At 61.2% G+C, this 18441-nt stretch carries 15 protein-coding genes; 6 read left to right on the top strand and 9 right to left on the bottom strand.

Annotated features, from left to right (window positions below):
• Window positions 1–9: 9 nt before the first annotated feature.
• A complete protein-coding gene (locus tag AACY50_RS03640) occupies window positions 10–570 on the top strand; it encodes a YbhB/YbcL family Raf kinase inhibitor-like protein (protein WP_339431622.1) in 561 nt (186 codons plus the stop codon).
• A gap of 319 nt (window positions 571–889) precedes the next feature.
• Window positions 890–2311: an aminotransferase-like domain-containing protein gene (locus AACY50_RS03635; RefSeq protein ID WP_339538148.1), complete on the top strand. Its 1422-nt coding sequence runs from the start codon at window positions 890–892 to the stop codon at window positions 2309–2311.
• Here AACY50_RS03635 and panB read toward each other — a convergent pair.
• The 9 genes from panB to AACY50_RS03590 form a co-directional block, all read right to left on the bottom strand.
• Complete coding sequence (gene panB / locus AACY50_RS03630) at window positions 2296–3114, bottom strand: 3-methyl-2-oxobutanoate hydroxymethyltransferase (protein ID WP_339431620.1); 819 nt, start codon at window positions 3112–3114, stop codon at window positions 2296–2298. The genes AACY50_RS03635 and panB overlap by 16 nt on opposite strands.
• A 43-nt stretch (window positions 3115–3157) precedes the next feature.
• The gene (locus AACY50_RS03625) at window positions 3158–4411 is read right to left on the bottom strand and encodes an ATP-grasp domain-containing protein (protein ID WP_339495761.1); all 1254 of its coding nucleotides are present in this window, start codon (window positions 4409–4411) and stop codon (window positions 3158–3160) included.
• Window positions 4392–5651, bottom strand: a complete 1260-nt coding sequence (locus AACY50_RS03620; protein ID WP_339507989.1) for a methylaspartate mutase — start codon at window positions 5649–5651, stop codon at window positions 4392–4394. Before AACY50_RS03620 ends, AACY50_RS03625 begins: the two co-directional genes overlap by 20 nt.
• A gap of 3 nt (window positions 5652–5654) precedes the next feature.
• Entirely contained in the window at window positions 5655–7151 is a 1497-nt protein-coding gene (locus AACY50_RS03615; protein WP_221730969.1) for a hypothetical protein, read from the bottom strand.
• Window positions 7148–8386 (bottom strand): ATP-grasp domain-containing protein, encoded by a 1239-nt coding sequence (locus tag AACY50_RS03610; RefSeq protein ID WP_339431617.1) that lies wholly within the window; start codon window positions 8384–8386, stop codon window positions 7148–7150. The genes AACY50_RS03615 and AACY50_RS03610 overlap by 4 nt, the downstream gene beginning before the upstream one ends.
• 44 nt (window positions 8387–8430) lie before the next feature.
• Entirely contained in the window at window positions 8431–8886 is a 456-nt protein-coding gene (locus tag AACY50_RS03605; RefSeq protein WP_221730971.1) for a cobalamin B12-binding domain-containing protein, read from the bottom strand.
• A complete protein-coding gene (locus AACY50_RS03600; protein WP_260455749.1) occupies window positions 8883–10124 on the bottom strand; it encodes an MFS transporter in 1242 nt (413 codons plus the stop codon). The genes AACY50_RS03605 and AACY50_RS03600 overlap by 4 nt, the downstream gene beginning before the upstream one ends.
• Window positions 10117–11187 (bottom strand): LLM class flavin-dependent oxidoreductase, encoded by a 1071-nt coding sequence (locus AACY50_RS03595; RefSeq protein WP_047299258.1) that lies wholly within the window; start codon window positions 11185–11187, stop codon window positions 10117–10119. The genes AACY50_RS03600 and AACY50_RS03595 overlap by 8 nt, the downstream gene beginning before the upstream one ends.
• Window positions 11188–11252: 65 nt before the next feature.
• Complete coding sequence (locus AACY50_RS03590; protein ID WP_221730973.1) at window positions 11253–12182, bottom strand: asparagine synthetase A; 930 nt, start codon at window positions 12180–12182, stop codon at window positions 11253–11255.
• Window positions 12183–12420: 238 nt separating this feature from the next.
• Here AACY50_RS03590 and AACY50_RS03585 point away from each other — a divergent pair, with 238 nt between their 5' ends.
• From AACY50_RS03585 to AACY50_RS03570, 4 genes are all read left to right on the top strand, one after another.
• The gene (locus tag AACY50_RS03585) at window positions 12421–13734 is read left to right on the top strand and encodes an MFS transporter (protein WP_339538147.1); all 1314 of its coding nucleotides are present in this window, start codon (window positions 12421–12423) and stop codon (window positions 13732–13734) included.
• 51 nt (window positions 13735–13785) lie between these two features.
• Complete coding sequence (locus AACY50_RS03580) at window positions 13786–15180, top strand: amidase (RefSeq protein ID WP_221730975.1); 1395 nt, start codon at window positions 13786–13788, stop codon at window positions 15178–15180.
• A gap of 76 nt (window positions 15181–15256) precedes the next feature.
• Window positions 15257–16615, top strand: a complete 1359-nt coding sequence (locus AACY50_RS03575; RefSeq protein ID WP_445261465.1) for an OprD family outer membrane porin — start codon at window positions 15257–15259, stop codon at window positions 16613–16615.
• A 129-nt stretch (window positions 16616–16744) separates the two neighbouring features.
• Window positions 16745–18424, top strand: a complete 1680-nt coding sequence (locus AACY50_RS03570) for a vWA domain-containing protein (RefSeq protein WP_339538146.1) — start codon at window positions 16745–16747, stop codon at window positions 18422–18424.
• Window positions 18425–18441: the final 17 nt, after the last annotated feature.

The following is an 18441-nucleotide window of genomic DNA, read 5'->3' as shown; positions in this document are numbered from 1 at the left end:
GCTCCCGGAATGACCCGATTGACCTCTCTCAACCCTTGGCTGGCGGCCATTGCCGTTGCCCTTTGCGTGCAGTTTCCGGCGCAGGCCCAGGAGCGTTTTACGCTCAGCATCCCCGGTGTTTCCGATAATCGACTGTTCACCTCGGCAGCGGCCAGCGATGCGCCGGGCTGTAACGGCAAGAACCAGTCGCCGGCCCTGAGCTGGAGCGCAGGTCCCGCTGGCACCCTGAGCTACGCGATTGTCATGCACGACCCGGACGGCCAGAAAGGTTTGGGCGTCGATCACTGGATTCATTACGGCATCAAAGCCAGCACCCGGCAGATTCCGGCCGGTGTGGGCGCCAAATCGAACCATCAAGGCGTCGGCGGTACCAACAGCAAGGGCAACACCCACTACATGGGCCCATGCCCGCCGGTCGGTGACAGCGCGCACCATTACATCATTCAGCTCTACGCCCTGGATCTGGCCCCGGACGCACTGCCGGCCGGTTTGACCCGCGCCGAACTGATGGAAAAAATCAAAGGCCATGTGCTGCGTAACAGCAGCGTGGTGCGGCGTTATCATCGCTGAATGCGGTCGCGCTTGGTATCGACTGATAAAAGCGAGCACTATCGGCGCTGTTCCTGACGATCGACGCCGGGCAGGAGGCCTACCCTATGGATGATGTGCGTGATTCATCCAGCGGAAAACTTGCGCAACACCCCGCTGGTTCCAGATAGCGACTTCACCCCTTCGCAACGTCCATTGCTGATGATGTTTTCAAACCTGCGGGCATCCGTTCGATGCCCGAGCGTTGGCATGGATGGCCGAGTGCAAGCGTTTTCCCCGTGGTCCCGACCGCGCGTGGTAAGCGCAGTACCTAACGCACCAGGATTTAAAGCGATTGAGCATGAACCCAAATAAAGATTCGACATTTGCCTATCAGGCCGTATACCGCTATCTCGTCGAACTGATCGAAGCTGCGAGCCCTGAGGGAGAACAGAAGCTGCCGTCGCTGCGACAATTGGCGCAGCGCTTGAATGTGTCAGTGTCCACGACCAAATACGCCTATTCCTTGCTGGAAGACCAAGGGCGTATCTACGCCAGGCCCAAGCTTGGCTACTACACCCGCGCCATGCCATCCGCGCTGATCAACGAAGGCTCGCCGAACCTGCTCGACAACGTGTTCTCCAACGCCCGGCAACCGGGAATGCTGGCGCTGAGCAGTGATGCCCCGGCCATGCTGCTGTCGCTGGAAAACCCGTTATTGATGACCGAACGCGAACTGACGCGCCAATACCCGCGCTCGCATGCGCCGCTGTATCAACCGTTTGGCGAAACCGAATTGCGCAGTGTTCTGGCCGATCGTTACACCCGTTCGACGCGCTGCTACTGGCGTGCCGAGCACGTTTACATCGGTTCCGATCTGCGCAGCGTGCTTGATTTGTCCCTTGAGGCGTTGAAGCTGACCGGCACTGTGGCGCTGGTGGAATCGCCGTGCTCGTGGGCGATTCTGCGGCAACTGCACGCGGCGAACATCCGCGTCATCGAAGTGCCGCTGGGTGACGATGGCCGCTTTGACTTGCTCAAAGTCCAGGCGTTGTTGCAGCGAGAACCCATCACTCTGGCGGTATTGTCCTCCACCGTGAACATTCCCCACGGCAGCCTGATGCCCGCCGAAGACAAGCAAGTGATCTGCCGCTGGCTGGCGGAACGGCGGGTCTGGCTGTTCGAAAATGACTGCTATGGCGAATTCAGCTTCGTCCCTGAAGCCGCGCGCTACCGTGACTTTGCCGACCCGGAACGGCTGCTGGTGTTTTCCACGTTCGACAAGATCATCGGTTCGGAGGCGCCGTATGGCTTTGTGCTCAGCCGCTTTCAAGGGCCCGAGCTGCATCGGCTGTTTCTGGAGCGAGCCTTTCGTTTGTCGCCGATTCGGCAAAAAGCGATTGCCAAGCTCTACACCACACGGCGCATCGACCAACACACGCAGATGTTGCGCAGCATGCTGATCGACCGCATGCAGCGCATGAAAGCCATGCTGCACGAACACACGGAGGGTCAGTTACGCATTGTCGCCCCGCAGGGCGGCGCGGCGTTCTGGATCGAGGCCACGCGCCCGGTGAACATGCGCGGGGTATTTGAGCGCTTGTTGGCCAAACGCATCGTGATTGCACCCGGCGAAATCTTCAGCCAGCAGGGGGCGTGGCAGCATCATTTGCGCCTGAGCTACACCATCGACTGGAGCAAGGACATCACCCACGCGCTGAAATTGCTGACTCAGGCCATTCAGGATGAAGGTTCGATGGCCGGCGCTCAGTTGATGCCATAGCAATGCCGGGGTTCGGGGAATGTGCCGGCGCGCACTTCGTCGGCGAACGCCTCACACGCCTGGCGAATCTGCGCGCCAACATCGGTGTATTGCTTGACGAAGCGCGGTACGTGATCACCGCCCAGCCCTAGCATGTCCTCGGTCACCAGCACCTGACCATCGCACGCCGGTGAAGCACCGATGCCGATGGTCGGCACGGGGGAAAAGTCGCTGATCCGGCGCGCCACGCCTTCGGCCACGCCTTCGAGCAACAGACTGAACGCACCGGCCTCACTATGTGCGCGTGCATCGGCTTCGAGGTTCATGGCGCCAGCCTCATTCATGCCCTGGGCCTTGAAGCCACCCATGGTGTTGACGTATTGCGGCATCAGGCCGAGATGCGCCATCACCGGGATGCCGCGTTTGACCAGAAACTCCACGGTTTCGGCGAACACCGCGCCGCCTTCGAGCTTGACCGCATCGCAACCGGTGCGCGCCATCACCTGCGCGCAGTTGCGGTAGGCCTGCTGCGGCGATTCCTGATAGCTGCCAAACGGCATATCGGCGATTACGCAGGCCAGCCGGGTACTGCTGACCACGGCGCGGGTGAAAACGATGGTTTCCTCCAGGCTCATGTCCAGCGTTGAGTGGCGGCCAAGTCCGACCATGTTGGTCGAGTCACCCACCAGGATGAAGTCGACAACAGGGTCCATCAATCTGGCCATCCAGCTCGTATAGGCAGTCAGGGAGACAATTTTCTGTTGCCCCTTCATCGCGACCAATTGAGGAACGGTAAGTCGTTTGGTTCGGGTATGCAGGCTCATGGCTCTCTTCCTTGTTAAGCCCCGTGGTCGGGGGCGTCAGTGGTTACAACCAATCCCTTTCCCATCCACGCCATGCGTCGTAATCAGCGTCGATGCGTTCGCTCTGTGGGTGCAGTAGAAACACCGCAGCCGGTGAGCTGTTCAGGTCTACGGTGGGGGCAATCCTTGCCCCTTCGGCGAAGCGGAACCTGGCGTTGTGAAAACTTGGCAAGGCTTCCAGGCGTTGGCGCACATGCGCTTGCGCGAACAGCCCGTGGCGGTGGGCGATCAGGTTCATGCCCCGCGCGTGTTGCAACAGCTGATAGCGTTTGGGCCACTGCGCCAGACGCGCCGGGTCCAGATAGCTTTGGCAGGTCAGGGCTACCTGATCGTTGCCGGTGGCCGCTTGCAGGGCGGGCGGGCAGGCCAGTCCGGACAGGCGTGCACCGGTTTCCAGCAGGCGCGGGCCATTGCCGGTCAGGATCAACTCGGTGTGCGCCGGGCCATGCACGATCCCCAGCGCATCGAGCACGCCTTGCACATACTCAATCAGTTGCGGCAGCTCGTGGGCGTCCGCCGGCAGCAGGTCCTCGCGGTCGTAGATCTTGCGGCCGTCGGCGGCGAAGGTCTTCGAGCATTTCCACACGTCGGTGATCCAGTGCTCGCCCGCGTGGCTGACGCTGTTGATCACGTACTCGGCGCCCGTCAGGTATTCCTGCAGCAGCACCTGTTCATTGTTGAGCATCATCAGATTGGTGGCGCCGAGGATCGACTCGATGGCGGCTTCCAGTTGCAGCGCATCGTGGCAGATGAACACGTTATCCGAACCGGCACTGTCCAGCGGTTTCGCCACCACGGTTTCGCCGCCGCGGGCCTTGAACCAGACCAGCGCTCGCTCCAGCGAGCGGGTGCGCAGCTGTGCCGCCACTGGCAACCCGGCCTCGGCCACGCGTTCAGCCATCAATGACTTGTCGCGACGCGCGGCGGAGGTCGCCGGATTATTGCCGGGCAGGCCCAGACGTGCGGCCAGCAAGTCCGCCAGTTCTACGCCGAATTCGCTGCCCGTCAGCACGGCGCCCGGGCGATAGGCGGCGAGCTTGAGCAACAATGGTTCAAGGCCTTCCTCGGCGACGCTGTAGTCCTTGGCGAACAATTCTGTCGGGCAGCTCGCGGCAAATGCGGCCGGCATGTGTGCGCGTGAACGCACATGGAGCAGAGGCCGCTGTCCGGCCAGTGAGCGGGCCAGCAGGGCTCCGGTCGAGTAAGCGTCGACCAGAATCAACGGCGCCGCGCTGGAATCAATGCAAGGGTTGGTCATAACGGTTCACCGTGTAATGCAACATCTGAAACAGCTCGGACGAGCTGATACCGGGGCCGTCGACCGACCAGCCACTGCTGCGAGGCAACGGCAAACGGCCGGTGTTGCCCCAGCGCAACGCGCCCTGGTCGTCGATACGGGTGGTGGCGCGGCCCGGGTTGTCCGGGTGCAGGCAGTAGGGAATGTCGAGCAAGCCGCGCGCGAAGGCCTGCACCAGCGCCACGCCGATGTCAGCGTGCAGATTGAGCACGGTCTCCACCAGTCGCCGCGCTTCGAACAGCGTTTGCTGGTAATAGGCGGCGCTGCCCGCGTCTACCGTCGGGAGTTCGCCAGCAGCGACTTCGGCGGCCATGCACAAGGCATCAAGGTTGTCCTCGACCGAGGGAATTTGCCGCGATTCTGCGACGGTCTTGACGATCAACCGCTCGCAACCGGCAGCCTTGGTCAGCCGCGCACTGTCGCAAATCAAACGCCGTGCGCCGTGGCGGGAGGTCGGGAACACGCCCATGTACGAATACACCACCACATGCCAGTGATCGCCGTCGAGATACTGGGCGGCCAATTCGCGCAATGCCTGCAACGCGCCGAAATCCTGTTCCATCGAAGTGCCTTGGGCGTAGCTCAACGAGACGCCGCGCACCCCGTGCTGACGGAAAAACAGGGCCTCCAGCAAGGTCATGGCGATCAGCAGCGAGGGCGGGCACAACTGCCCCAACAGGCAGCCGCCGAAACTCTCGATATGCGCATGTTCGGTTGCGCCGGCCAGCACCTGACAGCTTTGCGCCCAAGCACTGACCGCCTCGGCCAACGGCAGGCGGCTGTAGGGCATGCAGTACGACACCGGGCCGCCCTCTGTTGCGTCCAGACCCAATGCCGCCAGACGCTGGAACACATTCTGCGGTTTGGCCGTGCCGTGGCGGATCTGGATCGGAAACTCTGCGCTGTACAGTCCGGCGAGCATGCCGCGTACCGCTTCGATCGGATGGCTGATGATCGGGAACCCGTTCATCGGCGCCGAACTGTTCAGACATTGCAACGCACTCTGGTAATCGCCGACCCGGGTGTAGCTGTCGAGCGTGATGGTGCCGATGGCCGCGCAGGGCAGGGCGGCGACGCTCGCCAGCCCCGCACGCATCTGGCTGAGTGCGCCAAAACCCATGCGCGGTTGCACCACCAGCTCATTTCGGACGCGGGCGCGCTCGATGAACTGTTGAAAATGGCCGCCGTTGAACGCCGTCATGCTTTAGCGTCCCGAGACCAGTTCAACCACGGTTTCACCGGTCGCCGGGTCGTAGCGACTAATGCGTCCCTTGTGCGGATCACCAGCGCGCACCCGTGCGATCAGCGTGACGTCGCTGTCGAAATCGATGCGTTGATGGGCGTACAGACTGCGCAACGCCGGCAGCGGCAGGCCACTGACCTCGCTCAGCCACTGACAGAGGGCCGGCTCGTCGTGCTCGCCTGCGAGCACTCGGTGCAGGTTGTCGAGATCGGCCAGACGCTGCGGATGGCATAGCCCGACGAAGCTGGAGAACTCGCGGCCACGATCAACGAACGGCGCAAACTGCATACACACCAATTGCATTTCATTGAGACCGAACGCCTGCTCGGCGAAGCGCTCGGCGAGCGTGCGGCGCGCCTGCATGCCCGGCGCATCGACATAGGCCGACATGGCCAGATCGATCAGGCGCTGGGGCATTTCTTTCTTGCGCATGAGCGCCTGCGCCAGCTCCAGGTATTCGGCAATCCCCTGGTTGTAGCTGCGACCCTGCACGTACTCGGCCTTCAGCCCGCGAAAGTGCGCCATCAACATCGGGTTGGCGCAATCGGATTCGGTGAAGCTGAATGCCAGCTCTTCGAAGCGAAAATCGAGGAATTCGGTAATCAGCTCCCAATGATCCTCGACCTTGTAGCTGACCAGATCATAAATGCTGATGAACGCTGGATCGGCGTTGTCGTCACCGCAGGCAACGCGTCGTTCCTCGCGATGCTGATCGAAGCCTTCGCCGAACAGTTCGATGAAATATCGCTGGGCCACGCCATCCAGTGCTTGCAGCAACCCGCGAAAGCCCTGCCGGCGGCATTCTTCGACATCCAGCCCGAGACGCTGCGCCAGACGCATGATCCAGGTGAAATAGTGCTTCTGCTCTTTGCGCGAATCACCGGTGACCACTGCATCGACGCCGCCCTGCCACCACGCGGCGCGACCATAGAAATCCGCCACGGCGAGGTTGCAGCTGTTGCAGAAGGTCGGGCGACCGTCGCCAGCGGTGCGGTGGCCGTTCATCAGCACGTCGAAACGGTTCATCGCCTGTACATCGTCGGGGAACGGCAGATGCCGTTCGAACGGGCGAATCTGGCGGTGATCGACCACCAGCATTTCTACTCGCGGATCATCGAACAGGTGCAGCGCGCGGTAGACCCGATCAATGTTGGCCATCACCGCATCCGGCACGCCGGCATGGCGCATGTTGGCGATGCGCAACTGAAAGGTACGGCCATGCAGGATTGACAGCTGTAACTGGGTGGCGCGCAGCATGGCCACGGTGTAAGAACTGTCTTTACCGCCGCCGTAAGCGACCATCAATTTGTAGCCGGTCAGCCCGTCGAGACCGCCCGCAGCGTCAATCAGACGCTCGCCGAGGACAGCCACTGCGCGACGTTCGTCGGCGCGCAAATAGTGGTTGATCTGACCCAGCAGCGGTTCGTCGTTCAAGGCTTGGGAAGTGGGGGCGTTCATAGTGGTTCCGCCTGGAATTGGAATGCCTGAGTGGTGTGGCGGATATCGTTTTCAGTGGCCACTTCGCTACCGCCGACAAAAATGAAGCGTCCGCTGTGCAGGGCGTCGTAGCTGCCGCCGGACTCGAGAATCTGCCCCGGCTCGGGCAGCAACTCGCGCCACAGACTGGGCACGGTTTCGCGCAACGAATCGGCTTGCACTACCCGGCACGGCAGGGCAGCGGGTTTCGGGATCACCAGCCAGCCGCCGCTCGGGTCGTGGCTGACGGCGGGCACCGGCACTTGATCGCCGGCGAGGCGGCGCAGCCAATGCTCGTAGAGATTGACTCCGAACACTTTGTTGATCAGGTGCGGGACTTCGCTGCCGCCGACCCGCGCACCGATTTCGAGGAACACCAGCGAGTCGTCCGGTTCGACGAAAATTTCCAGGTGGAACGCCGTGCAGCGCAGATCGAGGGCACGCATGATCTGTTGGCTGAAAGCCTCGATGCGCGTACGCAGGGCCGATGCCTGGACGATCACCGAGCCCAGTGGCTGCGCCTTGGCGAAATCCAGGCAACTGTTGATGTAACGCGACACCACCTGAAACGGCACGCTGCCGTCGACATCGACGAAGCCGTCGATGTGGTAGGTCTGGCCGTGCATGAAGCCTTCGATCTCATAGCGCGACAGGTCGATGCTATTGAGCAGCGTGCGCAGTTCAATCTCGTTTTCGACCTTCTCCACGCCCATGCTCGCGGCGCCGTCCACTGGTTTTACGATCAGCGGGAAACCGATTTCCCGGGCAAAATCCACGGCCTGTTGCACCGACTCGCAACGCGCAAACGGCGGCACCGGCAGGCCATGGTTTTGCAGGATTTCCTTCATGCGTGCCTTGTCGCGGTAAACCGCCACTTCATCCGGGCCGTGTCCGGGAATGTTCAGGGTCTGGCGCACGCGCGCGGCGATTTCCAGGGTGAACTCGGACAGGGCAATCAACTGATCGACGGGGCCGACGCGTTCGATGACTTCCTGCACCGCGCCGAGCAGTTGCTCGTATTGGTTGACGTCAGCGACCTGCACCTGATGAGCGATATGCTGCGCCGGAGCGAGTACGCCGTCGGCGCCGAGTGCATCGACCACGTAGCTGATCCGGTGTTGTTGATGGTCGAAGAAATCTTCGTAGCGAGTCAGTTCGTTGTCCCAGCGGCGCCCATCACGAAAGCGCGGCCAGCGGTTGACGATTACGATGTGCATCGTGGTAATCCTATGAATGAGTGAAGTCAGTCGTGGCCGGAGGGTCAGCCCCAGGACGTCACACTGTCGGCGAGTACGGAGTCAGCGTCGGGCTGCGCGTGCAGCGAGCCCAGATAGCGGCTGAAGGTGTCGATAGCGTCGGGGCCGACGAACACCTGGTTGTAACCGGCATCGATCAAGGCTTGCCGGACTGCCAGGGTTTCATTTTCGGAAGTGGTCAGCTTGCCGCCGATCACGCAGGCCAGTTGCGGGTGCAGTTGGCGCACCTTGCGGATCAGCTCCAGACCCTGGGAGTAACCGTGGCCATTCACGCTGCTGACCACCAGCAACTGCGTGCGGCGCTGTTGCAATGCACTGAGCACTGTGTCCATCGGCGTGCAACTGCCGAGGTTCTTCACGTTCAAGCCGTGCTCCCCCAGCCACAGTTGCAGGTACACCAGATTCCACATGTGCGAGTCAGACTCGACGGTGGCGAGCAGGCAGTGAGGCCGAGTTTTCATTGGGATGCCTCCATGGCGAGCGATGGACCTTCGAGGGCGAGGCGAAAGCGCCGGGTGGTTAAAATGAACAGCAGCGTGCCGGGCACGGTCAGCACGAGTGCCAGCACCAGAATCAGCACCTGCACGCCGTAGACGTGGCCGACGCTGGCGGTGAGCAAACCACCCAGGGGATAAGAGAGCAGGTTGACCAGATAAAACGGCCCCATGACTTTGCCCAGATGAGCGCTCTCGATCGCCTTGATCCGCTGCGTACGGTTGAACACGTTGAACAGTGCGCATCCGGCCATTGCCAGCAGGAAACTCAGGGCATACAGCAACACACCGCTGGCCACGCCCATGCAGATCAGGCCCAGGCACAGCAAGGCAAAACCCAGTGCACCGAGTCGATAAATCGACATGCGCGCCAACAGTCGCGGCACCAGAATGAAGTTCAACAGACCCAGCGCGCCGGCCCCTGCATTCATCAGACCAAACACGCCGTCGGCGGCGCTGAACACGCCGCTGATGACGAACGCGTTGGCGCTGAGCACGGCAGCGAATGCCAGATTGATGCTGAAATTCAGCCCGGCCAGCGACAGCACTGGCGGGTTGCCAAGCAACAGGCGCCAGCCGAGCGCGAGATCCTTGAACACGCTGGTCGGGCGACTGACGGAGCGCGCCGTCGGCAAACCTGTCCAGAACAGCGCCGCAGCACACAGTGCGACTGCCGCCAGCCCCAGCAGCCAGCGCTTGTCGGCATACATCGCCAACCCGGCGGCGAGTGCCGGGCCCAGCGCCATGGCCAGCAGCTCCATGTTCTGCACCAGCGACTGACAGTGAGCGAGGCGTTCAGGGCCGGCGATCAGCGGCACGCTTTTTTCAACCGCCATGCGCACCGGCGCCATTAGCACCGACAATACGATGCCGTTGCCGATCAACGCCCAGATCATCCATTGCGGCTGATACCAGCAGATCCCCAGTGTCACGGCGAGGCTCAGTCCCCGCGCAGTATTGGCGCCGCGAAACAGCAGGCGCCCACCAAACCGGTCAGCCAGCAACCCGGCGAACGGATAGGCAATCAGTGCCGGCAGCCACTCCAGCGCAAACGCCACGCCGGAATAGCGCACGTTGCCAGTGAGCTGGAAAATCATCAACGGCACGGCAAACAGCACGGTCTGCTCCGCCAGCAAGGCACACAGCAACCCGGCACCGAACCAACGAATCGCGCTATTGCGTGCAGCGTCGTTGATGTCATGCATGCTCGCGGTCCCAAACGGTTTCCAGCTCGCGCAGATAAGGCAGCACGTATTTGCAGAAACGGCGCATTTCGTCGCGGGTTGGCCAGCCAGAGAAAATGAACTCGCTGACGCCGACTTTTTTGTACTCGAACAAGTATTCGGCGACTTCCTGATAGCTGCCGACCACGCACAATGCCGGACCGCCACGATAGGCCACGGCACCCGACCAGAGCATCGGCGACAGCCAGTCGTGTTCAGCTTTGTCGGCAAGGCGGAACGAGGTTTTCACCGCTTCCGAATCGCAGCGTCCGACGAACTCACGCACCCATTCGCGATGCTGTTCGTCCGGGTTTTCCATCATGCTCTCGACCGCCGCCAGCGCTTCGGCGCGGGTTTCGCGGGCGAGTACGTGCATGCGAATTCCCACCGAGCAACCGGACTGCAAAACCGTGCGGGCGGCCTCGGCAATTCCTTGCGGTGTATCGCCGTAACGCAGCCAGCAATCGCTGTGCTGGATGGCGATCTGCTGGGCAACGTCCGAGGCGCCGCTGAGATAAATACGCGGACGCTCGGCATCCTTGAACGGCAACCCGAGCTGGGCTTTTTCGATGCGGTAGTGCTTGCCGTGGTAGGTCAGCGGTGATTCGCCGCTCCAGAACCGATTGAGGATGTCGAGGAATTCGCCGGTGCGCTCATAGCGTCCGTCGTGCGCCACGAAGTCGCCGTAATAGGCTTGTTCGTCCGGGGAAATGCCGGCGACCAGATTCAGCGAGATACGCTTGTCCGACATCCACGACACGGTGTTGACGATCTGCGTGAACAGGGTCGGCGGCACCAGCCCCGGACGGTAAGCCAGAATGAATTTGACGCGATCGGTCTCACGCACCAGCGCGCCAATCATCGGCAGCGGATCGGGCATGTGGTAGCTGATGCCCATCAACAGCGAGTCGATGCCCAGCTCATCGGCTTCCTTGGCGAAATCGACGATCCCGGCGAAGTCGAGGGCGCCGGTGTCGTATTTTTCCGAGGCCTTTTGCTGACCGCTATCGAGCGGTGAGCACCAGTGAATACGCAGTGCAGACATTATGTTTCTCCATGGCCAAGCCTGCCGCCGCGGCAGCGGAGCAGGCTGTGAGAGTCAGGTCCGGATCAGAACAGGAAGCGGGTACCGACCGTGCGGTCGAACAGCGCTACATCGCGGATGCGTCGCTTGCCACAGATGAACTTGAGCAGACGCTCGATGCCCAGACCGCCACCGGCGCTCGGGTGCAGCAAGCCGCGCCGGGCGACTTCCAGGTAGTTGGCGAACGGCTGCAGGTCCATCGACAGCTCGTTCATGCGGTAGACGATCTGCTCGTATTCGAACTCACGCTCCGCGCCGGACAGGGCTTCGCCATAGCCATCGGGATAGATCAGGTCATAGTTGTTGTACGTGCCGCGCTTGCCCGGTGTTTCGCGATCGTAGAACTCGCGACGGTAGTTGGTGACGAAAAACGGCGTGTGCGCTTTGGCCGACATGATCTTCTCGAAGTCGTCGCCATGTTCGGCGCGCAACGCGTCGGAGCTGTAGATCGGGAACGCTGTGGCGAAATGCGGCAGTTGGCGGCCGAGTTGGGACAGTTCGGCGGCGCAGTGCTGAGTGACCTCGGCGAACACATGCTTTATCAGGCCTTCAATAAGGGCCATGACCTGATGCATGTCACCGTCGCGGATCTCGAAATCGAACTGCGAGAACTCCAGCAAATGGTTTTCCGAATCCTTGATCTCGGCCTTTTCCAGGCGGATGTTCGGCGCCACGATAAAGATCTTGTCGTGGCCTTTGGCGGTCAATGCCAACTGCTTGTGGAAGATCATGCTGGCGGTCAGTTTCAGGCGCCGTTCTTCATATTGAAGTTCAGCGGGATACACCGCGTGATTCAGCGGATCTGTGATGGGCGACATCAGAATCGGCATCAACTGTTTGAAGTCACGCTCAAGCAAATACTGTTGTAGCGCCTGTAGGACACGTCCTCGGACGATGGCAATGGATTCTATGTCAGGATTAGCGAAATCGGCGAAGTTACTTGTAATTTCTTCCATGATTGGCCAGATATTCAGGGAGTTAGGGAGGCCTGATTATTGTTTAATCGGAAGAAAACTCAATGTACAGATTTCGGCTAAAAAGCAACACAGAGCCTCGGTTTGGTTGTTTACATGACCTTTTGCGTGGACGATGTCGCGCTGTTGAAATTGATCAGTTGGCGCACCTGGGGGGCCGTTCGTTCGGGCCCTTGTTGGCAGGCGTCGTTTTCTCTATCTGTCTATTCAGAGTTTGCCCATGACTGCCCTGACCGGTTCGCGATCCCATCGGTTTTCCAGGTCTGACTACAAGACCCTGGGCCTCGCAGCCCTGGGTGGTGCACTGGAAATCTACGACTTCATTATCTTCGTGTTTTTCGCGCTGACCCTCAGTCAGCTGTTCTTTCCGCCAGAAATGCCGCAGTGGCTGAGATTGCTGCAAAGCTTCGGCATTTTTGTCACTGGCTATCTGGCACGACCGCTCGGCGGAATTCTGATGGCGCACTTCGCCGATCAGCTGGGGCGCAAGCGCGTGTTCAGCCTGAGCATCTTGATGATGGCGTTGCCCTGCCTGCTGATTGGCATCATGCCGACCTACGCTCAGATTGGTTACTTCGCACCGTTGCTGCTGTTGCTGCTGCGTGTGTTGCAAGGCGCCGCAGTCGGTGGGGAAGTGCCGAGTGCCTGGGTGTTCGTCGCCGAGCACGCGCCGGCCGGTCATCGCGGTTATGCGCTGGGTTTCCTGCAAGCCGGACTGACCTTTGGCTATTTGCTCGGAGCGCTGACCGCGACCCTGCTGGCGCAAATATTCACCCCTGCCGAAATTCTCGATTACGCGTGGCGCTTTCCGTTTCTGCTCGGCGGACTGTTCGGCGTGATCGGTGTCTGGCTGCGTCGCTGGCTGAGCGAGACGCCGGTGTTCATGGCTTTGCAGGCGCGCCGTGAGGCTGACGCCGAACTGCCGTTGCGCACCGTGATGCGCGAGCATCGGCACATGTTGTTGCCGGCGATGATTCTGACCTGCGTGCTGACGTCGGCAGTGGTGGTGCTGGTGGTGATCACCCCGACGGTCATGCAAAAAAGCTTCGGCATGAGCCCCAGCCATACATTCGCCCTGAGCAGCCTCGGTATTGTCTTCCTGAATATCGGTTGTGTGCTGGCCGGGTTGATCGTCGACCGGCTCGGCGCCTGGCGCGCGGTCATGTTGTACAGCGTGCTGCTGCCGGTCGGCGTGGCCCTGCTTTATGGCTGCCTGATCAGTGGCGGTGCGTGGCTGGGGCTGGCGTATGCGCTGGCGGGATTGGGGTGTGGTGTGGTCGGCGCAGTGCCGTCGGTGATGGTTAGCCTGTTTCCCGCACACATCCGCGTCTCGGGCATTTCGTTTACCTACAACATTGCCTATGCACTGTGGGCGAGCACCACACCGCTGTTGTTGATCGGGCTGATGCCGTGGAGCCCGTGGGTGTGCGTGGCGTACAGCCTGGTGATGGGCGCGGTGGGCGTTGCCTGCGCCGCATATTTCGGTGGGCGCGATACGGCTCAAACCAGTCAGACGCTGGTTGCCGAGCGCTAAGGCAGACATTTTGCAGCCTGCGCACTATGGTTTTGCACGGACGGCTATTGGATGACTGATTTACATGACTTGTCGGCGGCACAACTGCTGGCCTTGTTTGCCAGCGGTAAGTTGTCGCCGCTGGACTACTACGATCACCTGCTGGCGCACATCGAGCGCTGGGAACCGAGCATCAATGCGCTGTACGCGTTCGATCCGCAGCGCGTACTCGATCAGGCGCGCGCGTCGACTGAACGCTGGAGTCGTGGAACCCCACGCGGCATGCTCGACGGCATCCCGGTGACACTCAAGGAATTGATCGCCACTGAGGGCGATTGCATCCCCCAAGGTTCGCGCGCCACGACGTTGATCGCGGCGACTGCCGACGCGCCGCCGGCCGCGCGTTTGCGTGAAGCCGGGGCGATCATTCTGGGCAAAACCACGGTGCCGGATTTCGGCATGCTGTCGTCGGGGTTGTCGAGTTTCCATGGCATCACGCGCAACCCGTGGGACACCACGCAAAACCCCGGCGGCTCGAGTTCCGGCGCGGCGGCTGCGGCGGCGGCGGGTTATGGTCCGCTGCATGTCGGCACCGACATCGGCGGCTCGGTACGCTTGCCGGCCGGCTGGTGTGGGTTGGTGGGGTTCAAGCCAACGCTTGGACGGATCCCGATTGATCCGTATTACACCGGCCGTTGCGCGGGGCCGATGACCCGCACCGTGGATGATTGCGCGCTGATGATGCGTTATCTGGCGTTACCGGATGCGCGCGACGCCACCAGCCTGCCGGCGCAAGCGCTGGACTGGAACCTGCAAACACCGTCGATGCAGGGTCTACGCATCGGGCTGATGCTCGACCCCGGCTGCGGCTTCCAGCCTGAACATGAAGTCTGTGAAGCGGTGCGAGATGCCGCGCGAATGTTCGAGGCGCATGGCGCGCAGGTGCACTTGATCGGGTCGCTGATGGATCGACAATTGCTCGACGGCCTCGATGATTTCTGGCGCGCCCGCCAGCTGTCGCAACTGCAAAGCTTGAGCACGGCGCAACGCGACAACGTCTTGCCCTACATTCAGGACTGGGCGGCACCGGCGGCCGAGATGAGCGCGGTGCATGCGGTTGAAGGTTTCAATCAGACCTTTGAAATCCGTCGTCGCTGCGCGCAGTTGTTCGGCGACGTCGACTTGCTGTTGTCGCCGACCAATCAGGTCAGCAGCTTTCCCGCTGAATGGCCCTCGCCCGGCAATGACCCGCGCCAGCCTTTTGAACACATCGTGTTCACGCTGCCATGGAATATGGGCGAGCAACCGGCCTTGTCGATCAACTGCGGGTTCACATCAGCGGGTATGCCGATCGGCCTGCAAATGGTTGCACCGCGGTTTGCCGATCAATGGTTGTTGCAGTGCGCCAAGGCTTACGAAGGCTGGCGCGGCCCGATCAAACACTGGCCGTCTGCGCCGCCCCACTGATCCCTGGCCGTGCCCGTAGGCCGCTCAAGCGCCAGACGCTTAGGCTGCGTGCACTCTTTTTTAAAGGCCTTTTTCCATGCAATCACATGTACGTCGGGCGTTGCTGCCAATGCTGCTCATCGCCCAGCCCGCTTGTGCCGGTGACCCCGTCACAGCGCAGGATCAGGCGATAGGTCTGATTGATGGCAGCCACCTCAACCTGAATTTGCGCCACTACTATTCCAACCAGCACACCCGGCGCAGTACCCACCTGGTGATCAAAAAGGCCGGCGTCGCACAGCCCACACGCCAGCGCGACACCTGGGTGCAGACCGCGATGCTCAATTACATCTCGGGCTACACCGAAGGTTGGGTGGGCTTCGGTGTCGATGCCTCGCTGTTCAGCGCAGTGACCCTTGAGCGTGGGCACGGTGCGGTGGCCAATGGCGGTGACCGGGTGCTGGTCGACAGCGATGGCGACGCGGTCCCGAGCTGGAGTCGTCTGGGTGTCGGCGACGTGAAACTGCGAGTGTCGAGCACCGAACTCAAGGCCGGGCGGATGCTCACGGAAAACCCGATCCTGCGCTACAAGGACAACCGTGCCTTGCCGTCAACCTTTCAGGGCATTGGCCTGAACAGCAACGAACTCGACTGGCTGGCGCTGCAAGCGGGCAGCTTCGAGCGCGCCATCCCGCGTACCGGCACTGGCAGCGAACGCCTGACCACCACCTTCGGCAATCGCGCCTACAGCGGTTCACGTATCAGCTATCTCGGCGCGACAGCCAAAGCGCCCTACGGTCTGACATTGAGCGCTTACGGCTCGCGGTTCGAGGACATGTGGCAGCAATACTATCTGGGCGCGACTCACGTAACGGGGGATCGCGCCAACCTCGCGCTGAAAACCAGCCTCAACTACTACCGCACACGCGATCAGGGTGAACAAAACCTGGGCTTCATCGACAACCACGCCTACAGCCTGGCAATCACCGCCGCCCATGGCGCGCACGCTCTGACTACGGCGTGGCAGCAGGTGTTCGGCAACGAATATTTCGACTACGTGTGGGAGTCCACGGGCAACTACATGGCTAACTCGCTGTACTCGGACTACAACGGTCCGAACGAAAAATCCTGGCAACTGCGCTATGACTTCGACCTCGCCAGCTACGGCGTGCCGGGCCTGACCGCCAGCCTGTGGCACGCCAAGGGCTGGGGCATCGATGGCACCCACTACAGCGGCGACCGCGACGGACGCAACACCGGCTACAACGTGCGCGGGCTGGACGGTGCCAAGCACAACGAAAATGGCTTGATGCTCGCCTACGTGGTGCAGTCCGGCACCCTGAAAAATACGGCGCTGCGCAGTATCGTCTATAACCACCGCGCGAGTGGCGGGCAGATCGACGGCAGTTACGACGAGTTCCGTCTGGTGGCGAATGTACCGCTCAGCCTGTTTTGAATGCGCCGAGAACGCTGCGTAGTCTGCGGCGTTATCCACAGCAGAAATATTTCAACGGCGTTAACCCGAACGCAACGGACTGCCCGTCTCAGTGGATGAATGATCAATTTCATCCCGAGGTCAGCCCCCATGTCCCGTTCCCTGCCTTTTCTGCGACCTGCTGCGGTCAGCGTGCTGTTGTCCATCGCCGGTTGCGGTGTTTCCTCCAACCCGCAATCCGTTGCTGTCCCCGCGCCAGCCCAGACATCGGTTCAACAGGAGGCGATGCTGGCCGACAGTGCGCAGGCCAAGCGCAGTGTTCGCCCTGCACCGATTGCCAGTTTCGCAGCGATGCCTGCGCGGGAAAGTTATCCACAAGGCTATCGCGACGAGCCGCGTGAGCAATATCAAACGCTGGCCGACAACCCCATCCACAGCGTGGCCCAAACCCCGGTCTCGACCTTCAGCGCCGACGTCGACACGGGCGCCTATGCCAATGTCCGTCGCTTGCTCAATCAGGGACGCCTGCCGCCGGAAGGCGCGGTGCGGCTGGAGGAAATGGTCAATTACTTCCCTTATGACTACGCCTTGCCCAGTGACGGCTCACCGTTTGGCGTGACCACCGAACTGGCGGCGTCGCCATGGAACCCGCACACTCGCTTGCTGCGCATCGGCATCAAGGCTTCCGACCGCGCCGTGGCAGAACTGGCCCCGGCCAATCTGGTGTTTCTGGTGGACGTGTCCGGCTCGATGGATCGCCGCGAAGGTCTGCCGATGGTCAAAAGCACACTGAAACTGCTGGTCGATCAATTGCGCGAGCAGGACAGGGTGTCGCTGGTCGTGTATGCCGGCGACGCCCGCGTGGTGCTTGAACCCACTTCCGGGCGGGAAAAAGCCAGGATTCGTAACGCCATCGAGCAATTGACCCCCGGCGGCTCGACCGCTGGCGCGTCGGGCATCGAACTGGCCTATCAAATGGCCCAACAGGCGTTCATCCCCAAAGGCATCAACCGCATCCTGCTGGCCACCGACGGTGATTTCAACGTCGGCGTCAGCGACTTCGACAGCCTTAAACAAATGGCTGTGGATAAACGTAAAACCGGAATTTCCCTGACCACCCTGGGTTTCGGTGTGGATAACTACAATGAACACCTGATGGAACAACTGGCGGACGCTGGCGATGGCAATTACGCCTACATCGACAACCTGCGCGAAGCACGCAAAGTATTGGTCGATCAACTCGCCTCGACCCTTGCCGTGGTGGCGAAAAACGTCAAATTGCAGGTGGAGTTCAACCCGGCGCAGGTCAGTGAATATCGCCTGCTCGGCTACGAAAACCGTGCACTCAAGCGTGAGGATTTCAGCAATGACAAAGTCGATGCAGGCGAAATCGGCGCAGGACACACGGTGACCGCGCTGTATGAAATTGTTCCGGCAGGCGAGAAGGGCTGGCTGGAGCCACTGCGCTATGGTCAATCGCGTGCGGTTGTTGCGCAGAAGAACGGAGAATTGGCGATGCTGCGTGTGCGATATCAACAGCCCGAAGGTGGGAAAAGTCTGCTGATCGAGCGGCCGATTGCCAATCAGGTTGCACCGGCCAGCGAAGACCTGCGCTTTGCGGCGGCGGTTGCTGCGTTTTCCCAGCAACTCAAGGACGGTCGCTACACCGGCGATTTCAGCCTCAAGGACACCGAAGCGCTGGCCCGTGGCGCGCGAGGCGATGACCGTTTCGGCCTGCGCAACGAGTTCGTGCAATTGGTCGAACTGGCGCAGAGCCTGCGCACTTCAACCGCATCGAATGCGCAGCCCACTGAGCGACGGATTGAATAGTGAGTCGCCTCAAAGGC

Origin of the sequence: Pseudomonas sp. RA_15y_Pfl2_54 (assembly GCF_963971015.1) — a bacterium.
Taxonomy (GTDB): Bacteria; Pseudomonadota; Gammaproteobacteria; order Pseudomonadales; family Pseudomonadaceae; genus Aquipseudomonas; species Aquipseudomonas baetica_A.
The sequence above is the reverse complement of the archived record's forward strand: the minus strand, read 5'-3'. Positions and strand labels throughout refer to the sequence as shown.